Origin of the sequence: Paenibacillus tyrphae, assembly GCF_000722545.1 — a bacterium.
GTDB lineage: Bacteria > Bacillota > Bacilli > Paenibacillales > NBRC-103111 > Paenibacillus_G > Paenibacillus_G tyrfis.
In genome coordinates this window covers 353,643-371,757 of record NZ_JNVM01000010.1, presented here as the reverse complement: position 1 = coordinate 371,757, position 18,115 = coordinate 353,643, and the positions used below count along the sequence as shown (strand labels likewise).

General features: G+C 52.1%; 17 protein-coding genes and 1 tRNA gene. 5 read left to right on the top strand and 13 right to left on the bottom strand.

What is annotated here, in order from left to right; genetic code table 11:
• Positions 1–162: 162 nt before the first annotated feature.
• The 3 genes from ET33_RS14060 to lpdA are packed head-to-tail and all read right to left on the bottom strand — an operon-like array spanning position 163 to position 3,341.
• Entirely contained in the window at positions 163–1,299 is a 1,137-nt protein-coding gene (locus ET33_RS14060; protein WP_036682162.1) for an ABC transporter permease, read from the bottom strand.
• Complete coding sequence (locus ET33_RS14055) at positions 1,283–1,915, bottom strand: HlyD family efflux transporter periplasmic adaptor subunit (protein WP_036682159.1); 633 nt, start codon at positions 1,913–1,915, stop codon at positions 1,283–1,285. Before ET33_RS14055 ends, ET33_RS14060 begins: the two co-directional genes overlap by 17 nt.
• 25 nt (positions 1,916–1,940) lie before the next feature.
• Positions 1,941–3,341 carry a dihydrolipoyl dehydrogenase gene (lpdA, locus tag ET33_RS14050; RefSeq protein ID WP_036682154.1) on the bottom strand — a complete coding sequence of 467 codons (1,401 nt, stop codon included), beginning with the start codon at positions 3,339–3,341 and terminating at the stop codon, positions 1,941–1,943.
• Between the two features lie 153 nt (positions 3,342–3,494).
• Between lpdA and ET33_RS14045 the strand changes: the two genes are divergently transcribed.
• A complete protein-coding gene (locus ET33_RS14045) occupies positions 3,495–4,067 on the top strand; it encodes a TetR/AcrR family transcriptional regulator (protein WP_036682149.1) in 573 nt (190 codons plus the stop codon).
• A gap of 293 nt (positions 4,068–4,360) precedes the next feature.
• Here ET33_RS14045 and pdxR read toward each other — a convergent pair whose 3' ends face one another.
• Positions 4,361–5,842, bottom strand: a complete 1,482-nt coding sequence (gene pdxR, locus ET33_RS14040; RefSeq protein WP_036682145.1) for a MocR-like pyridoxine biosynthesis transcription factor PdxR — start codon at positions 5,840–5,842, stop codon at positions 4,361–4,363.
• Between the two features lie 109 nt (positions 5,843–5,951).
• On the opposite strand from pdxR, the gene ET33_RS14035 reads away from it, so the two are divergent.
• Positions 5,952–6,581, top strand: a complete 630-nt coding sequence (locus ET33_RS14035; RefSeq protein ID WP_036682140.1) for a pyridoxamine 5'-phosphate oxidase family protein — start codon at positions 5,952–5,954, stop codon at positions 6,579–6,581.
• Between the two features lie 30 nt (positions 6,582–6,611).
• Positions 6,612–7,220 carry a LysE family translocator gene (locus tag ET33_RS14030; protein ID WP_036682138.1) on the top strand — a complete coding sequence of 203 codons (609 nt, stop codon included), beginning with the start codon at positions 6,612–6,614 and terminating at the stop codon, positions 7,218–7,220.
• A gap of 319 nt (positions 7,221–7,539) precedes the next feature.
• Here the strand turns inward: ET33_RS14030 and ET33_RS14020 are convergent.
• Together ET33_RS14020 and nrdR are read right to left on the bottom strand one after the other, a co-directional pair.
• A tRNA-Ala gene (locus ET33_RS14020) sits at positions 7,540–7,615 on the bottom strand.
• Positions 7,616–7,744: 129 nt separating this feature from the next.
• A complete protein-coding gene (nrdR, locus tag ET33_RS14015; RefSeq protein WP_036682132.1) occupies positions 7,745–8,227 on the bottom strand; it encodes a transcriptional regulator NrdR in 483 nt (160 codons plus the stop codon).
• A 99-nt stretch (positions 8,228–8,326) separates the two neighbouring features.
• Here nrdR and ET33_RS14010 point away from each other — a divergent pair, with 99 nt between their 5' ends.
• Positions 8,327–8,551, top strand: coding sequence for an alpha/beta-type small acid-soluble spore protein (locus ET33_RS14010; RefSeq protein ID WP_036682129.1), 225 nt, complete (start codon positions 8,327–8,329; stop codon positions 8,549–8,551).
• A gap of 85 nt (positions 8,552–8,636) precedes the next feature.
• Here ET33_RS14010 and ET33_RS14005 read toward each other — a convergent pair whose 3' ends face one another.
• The 5 genes from ET33_RS14005 to polA all read right to left on the bottom strand — a co-directional run bounded on the left by ET33_RS14005 (position 8,637) and on the right by polA (position 14,220).
• Complete coding sequence (locus ET33_RS14005; RefSeq protein ID WP_036682126.1) at positions 8,637–9,218, bottom strand: lytic transglycosylase domain-containing protein; 582 nt, start codon at positions 9,216–9,218, stop codon at positions 8,637–8,639.
• Positions 9,215–9,811: a dephospho-CoA kinase gene (coaE, locus tag ET33_RS14000; RefSeq protein ID WP_036682122.1), complete on the bottom strand. Its 597-nt coding sequence runs from the start codon at positions 9,809–9,811 to the stop codon at positions 9,215–9,217. Before coaE ends, ET33_RS14005 begins: the two co-directional genes overlap by 4 nt.
• A gap of 41 nt (positions 9,812–9,852) precedes the next feature.
• Positions 9,853–10,536, bottom strand: coding sequence for a sporulation membrane protein YtaF (gene ytaF / locus ET33_RS13995; protein ID WP_036682118.1), 684 nt, complete (start codon positions 10,534–10,536; stop codon positions 9,853–9,855).
• Positions 10,537–10,623: 87 nt separating this feature from the next.
• Entirely contained in the window at positions 10,624–11,487 is an 864-nt protein-coding gene (gene mutM, locus ET33_RS13990; protein WP_036682114.1) for a DNA-formamidopyrimidine glycosylase, read from the bottom strand.
• Between the two features lie 45 nt (positions 11,488–11,532).
• Positions 11,533–14,220, bottom strand: coding sequence for a DNA polymerase I (polA, locus tag ET33_RS13985; protein ID WP_036682111.1), 2,688 nt, complete (start codon positions 14,218–14,220; stop codon positions 11,533–11,535).
• Positions 14,221–14,401: 181 nt separating this feature from the next.
• On the opposite strand from polA, the gene ET33_RS13980 reads away from it, so the two are divergent.
• A complete protein-coding gene (locus ET33_RS13980) occupies positions 14,402–15,172 on the top strand; it encodes an HAD family hydrolase (RefSeq protein ID WP_036682108.1) in 771 nt (256 codons plus the stop codon).
• On the opposite strand, the gene ET33_RS13975 is transcribed toward ET33_RS13980, so the two are convergent.
• Together ET33_RS13975 and ET33_RS13970 are read right to left on the bottom strand one after the other, a co-directional pair.
• On the bottom strand, positions 15,169–16,971 hold the full coding sequence (locus ET33_RS13975; RefSeq protein WP_161783542.1) for a GGDEF domain-containing protein: 1,803 nt from the start codon (positions 16,969–16,971) through the stop codon (positions 15,169–15,171). The genes ET33_RS13980 and ET33_RS13975 overlap by 4 nt on opposite strands.
• A 117-nt stretch (positions 16,972–17,088) precedes the next feature.
• The gene (locus ET33_RS13970) at positions 17,089–18,111 is read right to left on the bottom strand and encodes a response regulator (RefSeq protein ID WP_036682106.1); all 1,023 of its coding nucleotides are present in this window, start codon (positions 18,109–18,111) and stop codon (positions 17,089–17,091) included.
• Positions 18,112–18,115: the final 4 nt, after the last annotated feature.

Sequence of the window (18,115 nt, the reverse complement as noted above, 5' to 3'; positions counted from 1 at the left end):
CCCGGTCCATCCGTTCTTACCGCAGTAACGTGACAGTTGTTCGGTACACATTCAAGTGTTTGTCCACGAGGTCGTTCCCCTTCCGTTCAGCAGAGGTTTGGTCATCTGCCTACTCCCGTACTGCCCCTTAATGTTAATAACCTAACCTCTCAAATCCGCATTTTATTTCGCGATGGAATTCACTTTACGCACTTCCCGAAGCATCAACAAACCGATGAACAAGGATGCAGCCCCTATAATGACCAGCAATGCCCCGATCTCCAAGCCGTATGCCGTTAGTGCACCGTCCCGATACCCCATTCCGCGTATGAACCTGTTAAGCCAGTTCATTGGCAACGGCCAAGCGGTGACTTGAAAAAAAGTCGGTAACGCAAGTGGGGTGAGCTGAATTCCGGTCACAAGGAACGACGGATACAAAATAATGCTCATCCGCGAGCTTACTTTAGAAGAATCTTTGGCCGAATAGCCGATGAACATCGCCAACAGGGACAAAGCCAAAGAGTAAAGCAACAAAGGTACGATAAATAGATAAGGCGCCGCTTCGAATCGCAAGGTCCCAACTTGCTTTAATAATCCATAGCTTAGAAGCAATGAGATTGCGGTCAGAATGGCATAAGGCACACTGCGGGCCAAAAGCTGCAGAGGCGAAGAACCGCTATCCAGCAGCTTCTCCTCCTTTCGAAGACGAGGAGCGATAGAGCCGGCAGCACCGGTTGTAAGCATTAACGCGACGATGTTCACAAAACCAATTACCATCGTGCCGATAAAGTCAGTTGTGGGATTAAATAGCATTCGCTGTTGAAGCGATAACGGAGCAATGAGCCCTTTTGACGTTTCGGAGTCAACCCCTTGCAGGGCGAGGCGGGTCATGGAAAGCGTCATATTTTCCGTCGTTATGATCTCCTGAATGGCTGTTCGAATTCCGGTTAGCCCCGAAGGCATTGAATTGTCCATTAAAATTCCGATATTGGAGGATAGCCCTTGTAGCTTGCGTAGCTCCAGCTGGGTGGGAAGCACAATAACGGCAACGGCTTTTTCGTTCGCCAGCAGTGTTCCCGGATCCATGGGGCTTGGGAATACGTTTGTCACCTTCATATATTGGGATGCATTAATTTTGGCAGTCATTTCCCGCGAATACGCACTATGGTCCTCGTCAATGACAACAACCGGCGATTTATTAATCTGGTTGTTGGAGAACATTAACCCGAAAAACAAAGCCGCAATGAGTGGAGCTATAAAGATCGCAATAATATATTTGCTTCCTGCTACGTATTCCCACTCCTCAATCAGCGATTTCATCGAGGTTCACCTCTGCAGTCATGCCCGGAAGGAGATCGGCATTTGCGTCTATAGATATTCTGACGGCATACATGCTTAAATCAGCTTGTCCTTTTTCGCGCGTCATGCGTAAGCTTGCAAATTGAGGAGCGGATGCGATTGTAGCGACAACTCCGTCAACATTCACGGGGCGATTCAAGTACGGAATTCGAACGTTAACGCTTTGACCAACCTTGAGCTTTTGAATCTGGCCTTCTTGTATATAAAAGTCCGCATAGAAGGCGTTTTTTTGCAAAATGGCGACCGGCTTCCCTTGTGCGAGACGATCTCCCGGCTTTACGGCAATTTGGCTAACCGCTCCGTCATCCGGCGCCAACATATCCGCTTCGCCCCCTTCGGCGAATTGAACTTTAAATAAAGGATTGCCCTTTTTGACGGAACCGCCAACAGCAACGTTCATATAGAGAACTGTCCCCGGACCCTTGTCATAGACGACGGTTTTCTGCTCCGCTTCAAGCACGGCTTGTTTTCTGTACTCCGCCTGGCTGACGGCATCTTTCCCTTTTACAGCAAGAAGCAAACCTCCTGCGACAAGTAAGATTGCGATGCCAAAATATAAACCCATTTTCAGCTTCATTGTGTTCTCCCTCTCTTGATTGTTCCTAAATAGCCTGCATTTTGTTTATTTCATCGTGTTTTTTTGCGGCGTTGCCGGCAGCCTCCATGATCACTTCTCCCATGGTGGGATGGGGATGGATTGTCATCGCCAAATCCTCTACGGCTGCTCCCATCTCGATCGCCAATGCAAGTTCTGAAATGAGGGTTGACGCCTCTGCCCCAACGATTTGCCCGCCTATGACGATGCCTGACGCCGGATCGGCGACCACTTTGACAAACCCTTCCGCCGCTTTCAGCGCCAATGCTCTGCCGTTTATCGTAAATGAAGATTTCCCAATGACAGCCGGAATCGCTCTTGCCTTGCACTCGGTTTCGGTTAACCCGACGCTCGCCAGCTCCGGCTCGGAAAAAACGACAAGCGGAATCGCTTTGTATTCGACGGCAGAAGGCTCGCCCGCAATGGCTTCCGCCGCAACCTTGGCTTCATAAGAAGCCTTATGGGCAAGCGCCGGTCCGTTTGAAATATCGCCAATTGCGAAAATATGCGGAATCGCCGTTCTGCATTGTTCGTCTGTTTCTATCAATCCTCTGCTCGTTGTCGGTAATCCGATGCGGTCCAGCCTCAAGCTCCCGTCCGTATTCGGTTTTCTTCCAACAGTCACTAATGCATACTCCGCTCGAACAAGATGCTGTTCATCGTTTTTTAAATAGTGGAGGGTTAGCCCGTCCATATCCTGTTCAGCTTTAACGGCTTTCGCCCCCGTTATGATGGTGACGCCGTCTGCGTTCAACTGCCTAACTACAGGGGCTGTAAGGTCCGCCTCAAATCCGGGCAGCACTTGTTCTCCTCCCTCGAAAATCGTCACCTTGGTGCCGAATTTGGCAAACATTTGTCCCAGCTCTACGCCAATATATCCGCCGCCGATAACGACCAGACTGGTAGGAAGCTGAGAAAGCGACAGCGCTTCTGTGGAAGACAAAATACGATCGCCGAATGGCAAAGCCTGCAGCTCTATCGGACGAGAACCCGTTGCCAAAATTGCGTATTTAAAAGAAATCAATTGTTCCGTTTCCGACCCTTTAACCACAACTGTATGTTGGTCAATCAAGCTTGCCTCACCTTCGAGAATCGTTACTCCAGCACTTCTTAACAGGTAATGCACTCCGCCGGCCTGCTTGTTTACGACCGCTTGTTTGAACGCCTGAGCCTCCTCAAAGGAAGCCGAGGCGACCGCATGATTCCATTGCCTGTGCAAATTGTAGCGGTGCGCTTCCGCTATCAACGATTTGGAAGGTATACAGCCTACATTCGTGCACACTCCGCCAATTTGGCCGCGTTCGACAACGATCGTCTTCATTCCAAGCTGCGCTGATCGCACCGCGGCCGCATAACCTCCCGGACCTGAGCCAATGACCAAAGTGTCTATCCGTTTAAGCTGACTCATCTCCCTTGCACCTCCCTTTCTAAAATATGATGTTCATAATATATTATTATCATCATATTTTAAATCAGTCAACAGTTCCGTAAAATTGACGCATTTAATTATGACGACTATAATATTTTCAGGGATGAGTTTATGTGCAAAGAGGTGAATGCGATGCCATATCCTGAAGGTCATAAAATCAAAGTTCGGGGCCGTATAATCGAAAGTGCTGCCAAAGCGTTTCGTACGAATGGAATACGCGACATCAGCGTTCCATTCATTATGAAAGGAGCCGGTCTGACACATGGGGGATTCTATTCACACTTTGACAATAAAGAACAACTAGTCTCGGAAACTTGCCGCTATGCCATAAGCGATACGATATCACTTTTGCAGAAAGCGGCCGAGAAGGAGGCGGGAGAACCTAAGATCGATGCGGTTATCGATTTTTATTTAAGTCCGTATCATCGAGATCATACTGAGATGGGTTGCATTCTCCCCGCCCTTTCCAGTGAAATATCCCGATTATCCGAAGAGGTACGTCAGGTCTTCACCCGCGATTTGCAACGGATGATTGATTTTATTGCCGATCTGGCGGAAATCAATAAATCCATTGGGAGTGCAGTGCTTAGCATGATGGTCGGAACGCTTGTACTAGCGCGATCGGTTAATGATCCCAACTTTAGCGACAGCCTCCTGGAATCAGGCAAACAGCAGGCTAAAGGGTTAATAAAGACTAACCAATGAAAGCAGCCGTGTCGGCTGCTTTTGGATCATTTGCCAAACAAGTAAATGGCATGTCTGCCGATTGCGCTTGTGTATGGTGGAGCCTAGAGAGGATGAAGGGCTTCCCTACCCCGGACCCCAACAAATAAAAAAAGCAGCCTATCGGCTGCTGCTTCGTTTTATTTATGGAGCCTAGGGGGATCGAACCCCTGACCTCATCGCTGCCAGCGATTCGCTCTACCGCATTGGTTAGTTTAACTGCCCATGATTATATATGGTTGAACCAAGGGGAGTATCCTTCAAAAACCGTCTTCTCAGCAGTAAATTACGGCTCTCGTTTTATCATTCTTTCTTCCCTTTACTGCTCTGTTCATTACCTTGAATAACTTATTCAAGCCATCTTGCAAGCTATAATCATCAACAGATGAGAAACAAATGCGGAGATGATGGCATTCGGGAGCATGTGCATAAAATGCTGAACCTGGCATGAAAGAAACTCCTTCTTTTTTCGCCTCATATAATAGATTGTCGGTATTTACACATGCAGGAAGTGTAATCCAATAATTGAGTCCTCCCGTTGGAACGTTCACCGTAACCACATCCGGCAATTTCTTCAGCATTTCCGTTATCATGTCTCGTCTTACTTCTAATGCCGTCCTAAGCTTTTCAGTGTGTGCACTGATTCGTTTGGATTCCAGCAACAACGATACCACCTTTTGATTTAGCAGAGGCGTCCCTAAATCGGATAAGCCTTTCGCTGCAATAAGTCGGCTTAATAGTGTTCCATTGGCTGCCAAAACCCCGATTCTGCAACCTGGACCAATGATCTTACTCCCTTTCAAATAGATCACATGGCCATATGTATCAAGGCTTTTCAGCGGCAATGGGGGACATCCATCAAAGTATATTTCACTCCATGGATCATCTTCTACAATCAGAGTATTTGTTCGTTGTGCAATATGTAAAAGTTCTAGTCTTCGAGGAAAGCTTAATACTGCGCCAGTTGGATTTTGAAAGTTTGGTATCGTGTATATCAAGCGCGGCTTATATTTTTCGACGAGTGGATCTAGCAGATCAACCCGTAAGCCTTGCTTATCAACAGGAATCTGAATGATCGTTGCTCCTCTGGCCCTAAATATATCAATTGCTGCGGGATAGGTGGGGGCTTCTACCATGATGAAGTCGCCAGGTCCTACAAAACTTTTAGCAACCAATTCAATTCCTTGTTGCGAACCACATGTAATGAGTAAATCCTGGGGACTCGTCTTCAGTTTATGTTCTTTCTTCAGATAACGAGCATAAACTTCTCGAAGTTCTTTATCTCCTTGAATTTCTCCGTACGTTGAAATTGATTTCGAATTTTGTAGCAAATCGTCCGATATTAGTTTCTCTATGAACCGATTAGGGAATAAACCAGGGTCTATCCTAGAAATGGAGAGATTAATTTTTTCATGAGACTGGGCATGGTTGGGGAATTGTGCTCTTGGCAAATAATCTTGGACGGATAACTGCCATGCATAAGGTAATGTGTTTGGGCTTTTGGGTAATGCCTTTTGTTTTCGTTGATTCACGAAAGTCCCTTTTCCTTGTATTCGAGTAATGAAATTATCTTTTTCCAAATCACGATAGGCTTGAATAACCGTATCGGTACTAACTTTTAATTCTTTTGACAGGTTGCGAACAGACGGTAATAACGCCCCCGGGGCGATTAAATTGGATAAAATTTTGTCTGCAATCGCCTGATAAATTTGCTTGGTTAGAGGTATTTCTGATGCACGGTTCAGTTCCCATTTCATATATTTCCCGCCTTAAGTGTTAGGGTTAGTGTTTGACTGTATGGGTGGTACTCTACGTATACTTAATTTGATTATAACAAACTTGTGAAACTCAACTGGAGGAAACCCTATGCGTAGAAAGGAATTTGCAATGACGGAAGCAGAAAACAAGATGGAATTGGAGACGTTCTTAAACGAAATGAGCTTCGGGTTTCTCGGAACGATCGGAGCGGACGGAAAGCCCTCCGTAACTCCGCTCAATTATGTATACCATCATGGATCAATCTATTTCCACGGAAGTAGAATTGGAGAGAAAATGAACAATCTATCCCTCAACGAAGAAGTTACATTTGTCATCGCCAAAGAATACGCAATTATCCCATCTTACTTTGAAGACCCACTACTGGCTTGTCCGGCAACCGCCTACTACAAATCCGTGCGGATAAACGGACGGGCAGTTGCCGTCAGTGATCTACGCGAAAAGGCGGATGCCTTGGAAGCGTTCATGCGCAAGCTGCAGCCCGAGGGCGGCTACAAGACGATTGACGCCGATGATCCCGATTACAGCCCTCGACTGAAAGGAGTAGGGCTCGTCCGCATCGATGCCGATCATACAAGCGGGAAGTTCAAATTCGGACAGAACTTGAAGGAGCCAGTCAGAAACGGGATCATCGAAGGACTTGCAGAACGCGGTCTTCCGCAGGACGCTGAAACGATTGAACTGATGCGCCGCTACTGTCTGCACGCTAATAAAGACTAAAAAGCAAAAATACATTTCTGGAGAATCTACATGACTGATTACTTCATTTTTTTGTTGGCCTTTGCTGTATCTGCAGCTTCACCTGGGCCAGAAATTGCCGGACTTCTATCCCGAACTCTTTCTGGTGGGATGTTCGCCAGTCTGCCTCTCGCCATAGGTATGATTCTTGGCAAATTGCTTATGTTCACAGCTGCGGTTGTAGGACTTACAGCCCTTGTTAAAGTACTAGGCCCAATATTCGTAGCGCTGAAGTTTTGCGGTGCTGCGTATCTTGTCTGGTTGGGTATTAAGAAATGGAAAAATGCGGGGCGTGTGCTTGCGTCAAACGAGAAAACAAAACCCGTCAACTTCGTTGTTGAAATCGGACTGGGCCTAGCAATGACTCTATCTAATCCAATTGCTATCATCTTCTACATGGCACTTCTTCCAGGTACGATTGATGTCTCAGGTTTAACACTGTACAGCTACGTTATTTTGTGTTCAATTATTATTTGTGTAATGATTGCGATTGTGGTCGGCTATGGCCTAATGGCAGAGGTCGCAAGAAAACTGTTCTCTTTGTCGAATTCCAAGGGACTCATTGATCGCTCAGCAGGTGCGATGATGTTTGGGGCTGCCTTCTTGATAGTAACGCGCTAGGAGTCTAAAAGGCATATGTCTGAAATTCTTAGGCATAGCGGTATCCAAGTAACCCTAGATATCTATTCCTATGTTATTTCAATCATTCATAAAGAAACCGCTAAACAATATGGTGATATGTTGTTTAGAGAAATGAAAACTCGCTCAGTCCACCCCTTACGACTAAGCGAGTTTTTTATTGTCGAGAATTATTATACTCTGAAGAATACTGCCTAAAAAAAGACGAAAAAACGAAGAAGTGTGATAATCAAAACATAAGAATCGCCAGCCAAAAAACAAAAAAACGCTCGAAAAGCCAAGCGTCTCAACGTCTTTTTTATGGTGGAGCCTAGGGGGATCGAACCCCTGACCTCATCGCTGCCAGCGATGCGCTCTCCCAGCTGAGCTAAGGCCCCTCGCTATTCGGTTCTTTTGTCGCTCTTCTCTTTATTATTTCAGCGGCGACAAAATTGATAATAGCATAGCCCTTGGGGGCTTGTCAATCAAATGAATTAAAGTTGCATTTTTCTGAAAAAAATAATCCACTACAGCTTATTCGCTTCCCCGCCGGTCTGATGCTTCGACAGCAGCTCGGTCAATTCCTTCATAAACATATCGATGTCTTTAAATTGACGGTAAACCGAGGCGAACCGGATATAAGCGACCTCGTCTACGGGATACAGCTCGCTCATGACAATCTCCCCGATCTCGCGGCTGTCCACTTCAGCATGGGCCGTCGTGCGGATTTGCTTCTCTACCTCGGAAACGATCATCTCCAGCCGTTCAACGGATACCGGACGTTTCTCACAGGCGCGGATCAAGCCCCGCAGCATTTTTTCCCGGTTGAATTCCTCCCGGCTTCCATCCTTCTTAATAACAATGAGCGGCGTCTCCTCGACCATCTCAAAGGTCGTGAACCGCTTCTGACACTTCTCGCATTCGCGGCGGCGCCGGATCGATTTATTCTCATTAGCGGCACGCGAATCCAATACCTTCGTGCCGGAATAATCGCAATATGGGCATTTCATCGATCGTTTCTTCCTCCCCCTATTTCCCAATAGCTCCCTGTCATGAAGTCCGGGCAATCGCACATAATAGGACTACCAACGACAAGGAGGTGAACAGACATGGGTGCAGGTCAATCCCGCAGCAGCAATCAATTGGTAGTGCCTCAAGCGAATGCAGCGTTGGATCAACTGAAATACGAAGTAGCGCAGGAACTGGGTATCGTGATTCCTCAGGACGGTTACTTCGGTCACATGGCTACTCGTGATACTGGTGCGATCGGTGGTAACATCACTCGTCGCCTGGTGCAAATCGCCGAGCAGTCTCTTGCCGGTCAATTCAAATAATAACATGTTTTGAAGAATACGCAAGAAGTATCGGGCTTAAGCTCCCGTCCAAGGTGCTTGTCCGATACTTCTTTTGCTTGTAAGGTTAAGCGGCGCGCTCTCCCCACTCTTCCCCATACAATTTAACATACTTGTTATAATAATACATTACACGCTGTATGTAATGTCTCGTTTCCCCGTAAGGAATGCGGTCCGCATTTTGAAGCGTTCCGTCCCATTCGTTCTCCTGGAGCCAGCGGCTGACTTTGCCGTGCCCCGCATTATAGCCTGCAAGAACCGCTATGCGATTTCCGTTAAACTGCTTATTCAACCAATTAAGATACCATGAGCCCAGCTCGATACTGACCGCCGGATCGTTAAGCCTGTTTCTGAATTCTTCATTAAAACGCGCCTTGTCGATAATCCAATTCGCCGTATCCGGCATAAGCTGCATCATTCCATATGCGCCCTTCTTGGATTCCGTTTCCGTCAAATAGTTGGATTCCACCCGAATGACGGCGGCCACAAGAAAAGGATCGAGATCGTATTTTGCGGCGTTTTGGCGTATTTCCTGTTCGTAATGGATCGGATACAGCATGCGCCCCACATAAGTGCTGCTTAAGAACAAAAAGATAACAAACGTCAGCAGCAGCAAGGCGAACACCCGCTTTTTCCGCCAAAAGCTCATGATAGCCCCCTTTCATTCCAGAAAGCTTCAACCTGCTTTTCCGTTGCCTCTAGGGTGCCCGAATTATCGATGACCCAATCGGCGAGCCCTTTCTTCTCTTCGATCGGCATCTGGGACAACAGCCGTTTCTCCGCCTGCTCCGACGTGATTCCGTCCCTGGCCATCAGACGCTGAAGCTGCACTTCGCGCGGCACATAGACGACCATCACCTGCTCGTACATGGCCTGCTGCCCCGATTCATATAAGAGCGGCACGTCGACGACGACCAGCTTGTCCGGCTGCTCCGCCGCGTAGGCCTGCATTCTCTCGCGTATTAATGCGCGAATGGGCGGATGCAGCAGATTTTCCAGATCGCGAAGCGCCTCGCGATTGCCGAAGACCCGCTCGCCCAGCTTTTTGCGATGAAGAGAGCCGTCCGGCAGCAGCAGATCGTCTCCGAACCGCCGGATCACTTCAGCCAGAACGGGGGTTCCCGGCTCCACGACCTCTCTCGCAATCCGGTCCGCATCGATCAGCAGCGCACCGCGCCGGACGAGCATCTCGGCCACCGTGCTTTTGCCGCACGCAATTCCCCCGGTTAATCCGATGTTCATGGTCATTCCCCTATTATATCCAAGATGATGTTGTTGTATGGTCAGAACAGTTTCATGATGCCCATCAGGATCAAGACAAATCCGGGCAAAGCGGACAGCTTGCGAATCCATTTCAGCTCCGCATAGCGTAATCCGATCTGCAGACCGATTCCCAGAAACGTACCGCAACCCAGCGCAATGACCGCTGCCGTCAGCCACGGCGTGAAGCCGAGCAAGGCGGCGCCGATCCCTGCCCCGAAGGCGTCCAACGAGAGCGCCAAGCCCAGCAGCGTCGCTTCGTAGGCCGATATGTTCCCGGAACGGTCCACATCCGCCATGGACGGCGTGCGCAGAATTTGAATGACCAGACCGAACCGTTTCAGTTCAAGATAAAACACTTCTTTGGCCGTCGCCGGCCCCGGCGCGGGGACTGGCGGCTGCGGCTCGTTCGCCTGCCCCGCTTGCGATTCCTGCCGCCTCTGCTGGATCAACTGATGCAGCGCCCACAAGCCGATCCCCATCAAAATGACGGCGCCGATATCTTTCGCCACGGCCGGGTCGACAAACCGACTCATCCAGACGCCAATCTGCATCGAAACGTAAATGATAACGCCCGACCAAGCCGCGATGATCGCAATCGAAGTGAGCGAAATCCGTATTTTGCGGAGACCGTACGTGACGCCTACCCCGAATCCGTCCAGGCTGACGGCAAACGCAAGCAGAAGCAACGAGACGACAGACAACATGACGTTCCCTCCTCACCTGTAACTGCACACCATACTATATGGCTGTTCTGGGCGGAGGGTGCGTATTTGCTGTTCTGGAAGGACCCGTTAGCTTTTGAGCGTTTCCCGTTTCCCGCGTTTACTCTTCAGCGGCTGGCAGACCGGACAAAAATGGGTGCCGCGCCCCGCTAGCACCGTCTTGACAATCGCCGTGCCGCAAGTCAGGCAAGCCTCGTCCTTGCGTCCGTACATTTTCAGCTGATGCTGGAACATCCCGATCTCGCCTTGACCGTTAACGTACGACTTGATGGACGACCCGCCTGCGGCCACAGCGTCTTTCAGCGTCTCCACAATCGCTTCGTGAAGCTTGGCCGTTTCCGCTGCACTCAGCGTATGGGCTTCCCGCTCCGGATGGATTCCGGCCAGAAATAACGCTTCATCCACATAAATATTCCCGATGCCGACAATGTATTCCTGATTCAGCAGCAGCGGCTTGATCTTCGTCTTGCGCTTTCCGATCTTCCCGCGGAAAGCTTCCGGCGTAAACGCCTCGTCCAGCGGCTCAAGGCCTAGCTTCTTGAGCGGCGCCTCCAGCAAATCCGTATCCTTCGGATAGACGTGCATCGTTCCGAACTGCCGCACGTCCTTGTACCTCAGCTCCGTGCCATCCGTAAAATGAAACACGACATGCGTATGCTTCTCCATCGGTTCATCCGAGCGGTATACCCCATAGCGTCCCTCCATCCGTAGATGTGAGACAAGCGTATAATGGTCAAGCATGAACCGCAAAAATTTTCCACGCCGCTCAACCGAGCGAATCGTTTCTCCCTCAAGCATAACGGCAAACGCCTGTATGTCGTCCGGATGCTGAATAATCCGGGGCAGCAGGACGGACACGCGCTCGATCTTCTTGTTGATCACCAGTTCATTGAGCGTACGGCGCACCGTTTCGACCTCCGGCAATTCCGGCATGATGTCTTCCCCCTCCTCCATTCCGCCCGAACGAAACCCGGCGGATTACTTCGCCTCATACCAGTTCTCCCCGGCATCGACGTCGACCTTCAGCGGCACGTCGAGCTTCAGGGCCGATTCCATCACTTCGGCGACCATTCGTTTCATCAAGTCAATCTCTTCCTCCGGCACTTCGAACACCAGTTCGTCATGCACCTGCAGCAGCATGCGGCTGCGCACGCCTTCTTCCTTCATCCGCTTGTCCAATTGGACCATCGCCAGCTTGATGATATCCGCGGCCGTTCCTTGAATCGGCGTATTCATCGCGGTACGCTCGGCGAACGAACGCAGGTTGAAATTCGAGGCGGTAATTTCCGGCAGGTAGCGGCGGCGCTGCAGCAGCGTCGTTACGTAGCCGTCCTGACGGGCTTTTTTGACGATATCGTCCATATATTGGCGAACCCCTTGGAACACGGCAAAATATTGCTCGATAAACTTCGCCGCGTCCTTACGGGTAATGTTCAAGTTCTGCGACAACCCGTAATCGCTGATGCCGTATACGATGCCGAAGTTGACCGCTTTGGCCTGACGCCGCATATTCGAATCGACTTCCGCTTCGGATACGCCGAATACGTCCATGGCCGTTTTCGTATGAACGTCCATGTTTTCGCGGAACGCTTTGATCAGCTTCTCGTCCTGCGAAATGTGCGCCAGCACGCGCAGCTCGATCTGCGAGTAGTCGGCAGTCAGAATTTTCCACCCGGGCTCGGAAGGGAAAAACACCTTGCGGATTTTGCGGCCTTCCTCCAGCCGGATCGGAATGTTCTGCAGGTTCGGATACTGGCTGCTGAGCCGTCCGGTCGCCGCGATCGTCTGCTTATAGTACGTATGCACCTTCCCGGTAGAAGGACGCACTTCCTTAAGCAGGCCTTCCACGTAAGTCGACTGCAGCTTCGCCAGCGTCCGGTAATGAAGAATATGACCGACCATCGGATGGTACGGCTCCAGCTTCTCCAGCACTTCGGCATCGGTCGAATAGCCGGTTTTCGTTTTCTTGATCACCGGCAGACCAAGCTTCTCGAACAAAATTTCCCCTAACTGCTTCGGCGAGTTGAGGTTAAATTCGATTCCAGCCGCGTCGTAGATCGATTGCATGATGCCTTCAAGCTGGCTTCCAAGCTCCGCGCCGTAGGCTTTGAGCTCCTCCGCGTCCACCTTGATTCCTTTGCGCTCCATCGAAGCCAGGACGAGCGCCAGCGGAAGCTCCAGCTCGTAAAACAACGGGTGCATTTCGCTCGCTTCGAGCGCTTCCTTCAGCTTCGGCGTCAGCCGATGGACCGCGGCGGCTTTGCGGCACAAATAGGCGGTCAGCACGTCTTCCTCGGGCACCTTGAATTTCGCGCCCTTGCCGAATACTTCCTCGTCGGCCGGAAGCGGACGCAGTCCGTAGCGGGACGTTAGACCGTCCAGCGTCAGCGACGACTCCGTCGGATCGAGCAAATAGCCGGCGAGCAGCGCATCGAAGCCGATGCCCCCCAGCTCGATCCCGCGCCAGGACAGCACGATGATGGCGCGGTGCAGATCGTAGACGGATACCTCCCGCTTGTCTTCCGAAGCGAGCCACTCCCGTATCGCAGAGGCGTTATCCTGCTTAAGCCGTTCCACCGGTACATAGTAGCACACGGCCTCCGCGCCCTCTTCTTCGCAGTAAAAGGACACGCCGATCACCTCGGCGTTATGCGGATTGTCGCCCGCAGCCTCCACATGCAGCGCATGGACATGCGGCAGCGCCGCGATCAGCTCGGCCAGCTTGTCGTCCGTGACCAGCACCGCCGGCGGCTCCGTACCGGCCTCCTCCGTCTCCGCTGCCCCGGCAGCTCCAGCGCCGGAAGCGGGCAGCTGCAGCCGCTCCATTAACGACTTAAACTCCAGCTTGCGGAACATCTCGGCAAGCTCCAATTCCTCATATCCGCGATAAGCCAGCTCGTCCCACGAAAAATCGACTGGCACCTCCCGGAAAATCGTCGCAAGCCCCTTGCTCATCCGGGCGCTGTCGGCATTCTCAGCGACCTTCTCTCCTAGCTTGCCTTTAATCTGCGAGGCGTTCTCCAGCACGTTCTCGACCGAGCCGTATTCGTGCAGCAGCTTAAGCGCCGTCTTCTCTCCAACGCCCGGGATGCCCGGAATGTTGTCGGACGTATCGCCCATCAACCCTTTCAGGTCGATAATCTGATGCGGCTTAAGCCCGTACGTCTCTTCGATGTGCGCCGGATCGAACAGCTCGACCTCGCTGATGCCTTTACGCGTCAGCGCAATGGTCACCTGCCCGCTCGCAAGCTGCAGCATGTCCTTGTCCCCGGTGACGACGACGACCTCGGTGCCGCCTTTCTCGTCTGCAATGCGCGTCAGCGTGCCGATGATGTCGTCGGCCTCGTAGCCGTCCAGCTCGAACTGGCGGATGCCGAACGATCCGAGCAGATCCCGAAGCAGCGGAAACTGCTCGGACAGCTCTGGCGGCGTTTTTTCACGGCCGCCTTTGTATTCTGCGTAATCTTTATGTCGAAACGTCGCTTTCCCTGCGTCGAATGCAACCAGAAAGTGCGTCGGCTTCTGCTCCTCCAGCAGCTTGAGCAGCATGGTGGTGAACCCATAGACGGCGTTCGTGTGCAGCCCCTTGGAATTGCTCAGCAGCGGCAGCGCAAAAAAAGCGCGGTAAGCAATGCTGTTCCCGTCGATCAAAATAAGCTTGGACATGGATACACCCCATTCAGGCAGTTTCCTACTCTATACATGATAGCATAGGACAGCATAAGAAAAAAACCTTTGGAAAGCTTTCTCGAAAAAGGGGTGTACGCCGTTTTTGCCGCATAAAATGAACTAACTTTTGATCCTTGACGGCGCCTTTCGAGCGGAAAGGAGATCGGAGGCTGGGTTCATGAAAGAGACGGTTCGTTTGAACGGAAAACGCGCGATTTTTTTCGATGTCAATCAGACGCTGGTGCAGCAGGGACTCAGCTTCGAGCAATGCTTCGCAGAGGTGTGGGACGATTATTCGGCCAGATGGGCGGCGGAGGACCGCCCGAAGGCGGATTTGCTCTGGGAGCAGTATATCACCCGTTGGCAGCAGCGCAAAAAAGGCCGGACGACGTTCAAGCAGCTCGACGAGCTGCAGCAGCAATGTCTGCGGGAAGCCTTCGAGGTGCTGAAGATTCCCGCTTCCTCCGGCGCTCTACGAAGCTTCATGCAGGATATCCGCCGCCTGCAGGTATCGGCGAAGTCCATGGCGCCGCTGACGGCCAAAACGCTGGAGGAATTGTCCCGTACATACCGCCTCGCCATCATCAGCAACAGCCCCCGCAGCGAAGTGCTGATGATGCTGCAGCGGTTCGGGCTGGAATCGTATTTTCCCGAAGAACGCGTCTTTACGGCGCAGAAGCCGGCGGACAAGAAGCCTGCGCCTTATCTCTTCAAGACGGCGCTCCAAACGATGCAGCTTGCGCCTAGGCAGGCACTCATGGTAGGGAACTCGTGGAAGCATGACGTATGCGGCGCCGTCAAGGCAGGCTTGGATGCCGTATGGCTCCATCCCGGAGCAGCCGGGCCGTCCGCCGAATCGGGAGACAAAAAAATTTCCCAGCAGCGGCTGGGAAAGCGTAAGGTGTATTTGATCAAGCAGCTGGATCAGCTTCCCCAGCTCTTCGGTTAAAGTTCAATCGGCCCGTCGTCCTCCGGAACGCCGACCGCATCGCTGCTAAAGGCGCTCCCGCGGTGCGCTTTCGACTGCTTCTTCAGCTTGGCCGCCGTTTCGGAAATTTGCTCCGGCGTTACGGCGGCGGCCGCCTTGCAGACCACAAGGGACAGCGACAGTGTGACGCCGTCGCTATCGATCCGGTTGCCCTGCCGGTCTTCGACATACGTCCAATCGTCCTCGTCGTAGAACGCTCTGACCCCCGCATCGAACCGCCGTAAAATTTCGCCGCACAGCTTCTCCGGTTCCTCGCTCGCCGTAATCGCAATAAAATCATCCCCGCCGATATGGCCGACGAAATCGAACGGCCGCCCCAGCACACCCATCGCCTGCTGAATGCAGTCGGCGGTAAATTGAATGAGCTGATCGCCTTTTTGAAAGCCGTACCGGTCGTTAAACCATTTGAAATAATCCAGATCGGCATAGATGACCGAGAACGGCTTCTTGTCCGTCAGCCGCTTGCTCAGCTCCCGGTAGATTTGCAGATTGCCCGGCAGTCCCGTGAGCGGATTGGCGACCTTGGCGCTTTCCATGCGGGCATTCGTGATACATTCGAGAATCGACCTTATGGAAGACATCCCCAGCATTCGCCCTTTGGAGGTGATGATCACGAGATCGTACAAATTTTGAATGTCCCGCGATGTCGCGAGCTGGGACACCTCCTCGACCGACATCTGCTCGTCCACGATCAGGGGCGAAGGGTCCATCACCTGATCGATCGGACGGTTCCAGAACAGCGAATAGCCGTACTGTCCCGCAAGCTGCTGGAACAAGCGGTCCCGCATAATGAGGCCGATGGGCACCCCGCCCGAAACGACCGCCGCGCCAAGCGCGTTCGCATTTTTCTTAAAATACCCGGCGACCGTCGAGATGGGCGTCGAGTTTTCAAAGGACTGATACGGAATCGACAGATCGCCGATGGCCCAGAAGCTGCCCGCGGTTTCAACAAATTTGCGGTGCAGCAGAATATAATTTTTCAGCTCCGGCTGCAGCAGGGCTTGCTCCGTTCCGGGACGGCCAAGCAAAAAGCCTTGTCCGAAATGCACGCCCATGCGCGTAAGCTTCATCAGTTCCTCGGCCGATTCGATGCCCTCTGCAATCAGGTGAACGCCCAACTTCTCGGCGAACGACAGCAGCGTTTCGAGGATGTACTCCTTCGTTTTGTGGCGGTGAATGTCCTTGATGAGCGAGCGGTCGATTTTGATAAAATCGGGCTGCAGCTCGGCAATGGCTTGCAGCGAGGAATACCCCGCCCCGGCATCGTCGATCGCGATCCGGTATCCTTGCTGGCGGTAATGGTCCAGAATCGTTTTGGCCGCGTCGAAATCTTCGATGGAGCTGCGCTCCGTAATCTCGAACACGACATTCCCCGGCGTCAGCCCCCGCTGCTCCAACAGCTCCAGCGTCCGGCCCGGCTCGAACTGCGGATCGTTCAAAATTTCGGCGGACAGATTCAGAAACAGCATCTCCTCCTCCGTCCGGGTCAACGCGCCCTGAATCGCCTTGGCCCTCGCAAGCCGGTCCAGCGGATACAGCAAGCCTTCGGACTCCGCCGCCGCGAACAGCTTGAGCGGAGAATGCAGCGGGCTGCCCTCCGGTCCCCGGGTTAACGCCTCGTAGCCGAAAACGGTGCCGTCCTTCAGCGAAATAATCGGCTGATAAACGGACGTTACGGCTTGTTGATGTAAGATGTGCTGCAGCTCGCTATGAAGCGTCGAACCGTCGATCGGTTGCTCCGTCATTTGTTCTATCGTCATGACCATCCCTGACTTTCCGTGTCTTTGGATCTACTATACCATGGGAATTTTATCCCAGTGTTAACACGGAACGTCCCGGTTTGTTAAACGATTGTAAATATTTGCGGGGAGGCCGTCTTATTTGATGCCGATCGATTGGCGGTACTCGGAAGGGGAACAGCCGACCGCCTTTTTAAACAGGATGGAGAAGTGCGGATAGCTCTGGTAGCCGACGGCCATGGAGACGTCGATTACTTTATAGTGGGGAATTTCCAGCAGCCGCTTGGCCATTTCCATCCGTTTGCGGATGCGGTACTGCACGAACGTCTCGTTCGTCGATTTTTTGAACAGGTGGCTGAAGTAAGTCGGCGCGAGGCCCATTTTCCCGGCGACCTCCTCCAGGCTGATGTCCGTCGCAAGATGTTCGTCGATATACGCTCTCGCTTCTTCCCAGACGTTCTTCAGGTTGCCGCCGCGGTAGGTTTGCAGCAGTCCGGACAGCTTGAAAATCTCTTCCTCCAGAAAGGCCAGGGCTTCCTGACGGGCACGAAAACTTCGCCGCTCGAGAGGCTCGGGAAAGAGGAAGATGTCTCTGGCGTTCAGCCGCTTCACCAGCAAGCGGAGCACGTCGTTGACGGCTGCGTTCATCCGCTCAGGCAAAGCATGCGCTTCGAAATACCGGTCCTTCCCTTCCGTCCAGCAGGCGGCAGCCGCGTCCGGGTCGGCGCTCCAGATCGCTTCCTCCAACGAATCGAGCCACTGCTCGTATTCCGAAATGGACGGCGCATCGGCCTGAGCCGGTTTCAGAACGCGGTCCAGCACCGAATACAGCTCGCCAGGCGTGACCGGCTTGAGCAGGTATTCCTTGACCCCGTATGTCAGGCATTTTTGCGCATACGCAAATTCTCCGTAACCGGAGATGACGACGGTTTTGACGGAAGGCCGGGTTTCCGAGATGATTCTGCACAGCTCAAGCCCGTCCATACGGGGCATCCGAATATCCGTGAGAACCAGATCGGGCGGCGTCTCCCGAATCAAAGCGGCAGCCTCCTCGCCATTGGCCAAGACGGTAACGCGAATCCCTCCCGTCCCATACCGTTCGACCATGCGGGCAAGCCCGAGCCGGATCATCGGCTCGTCTTCGACGACGACAACATGCATCCCA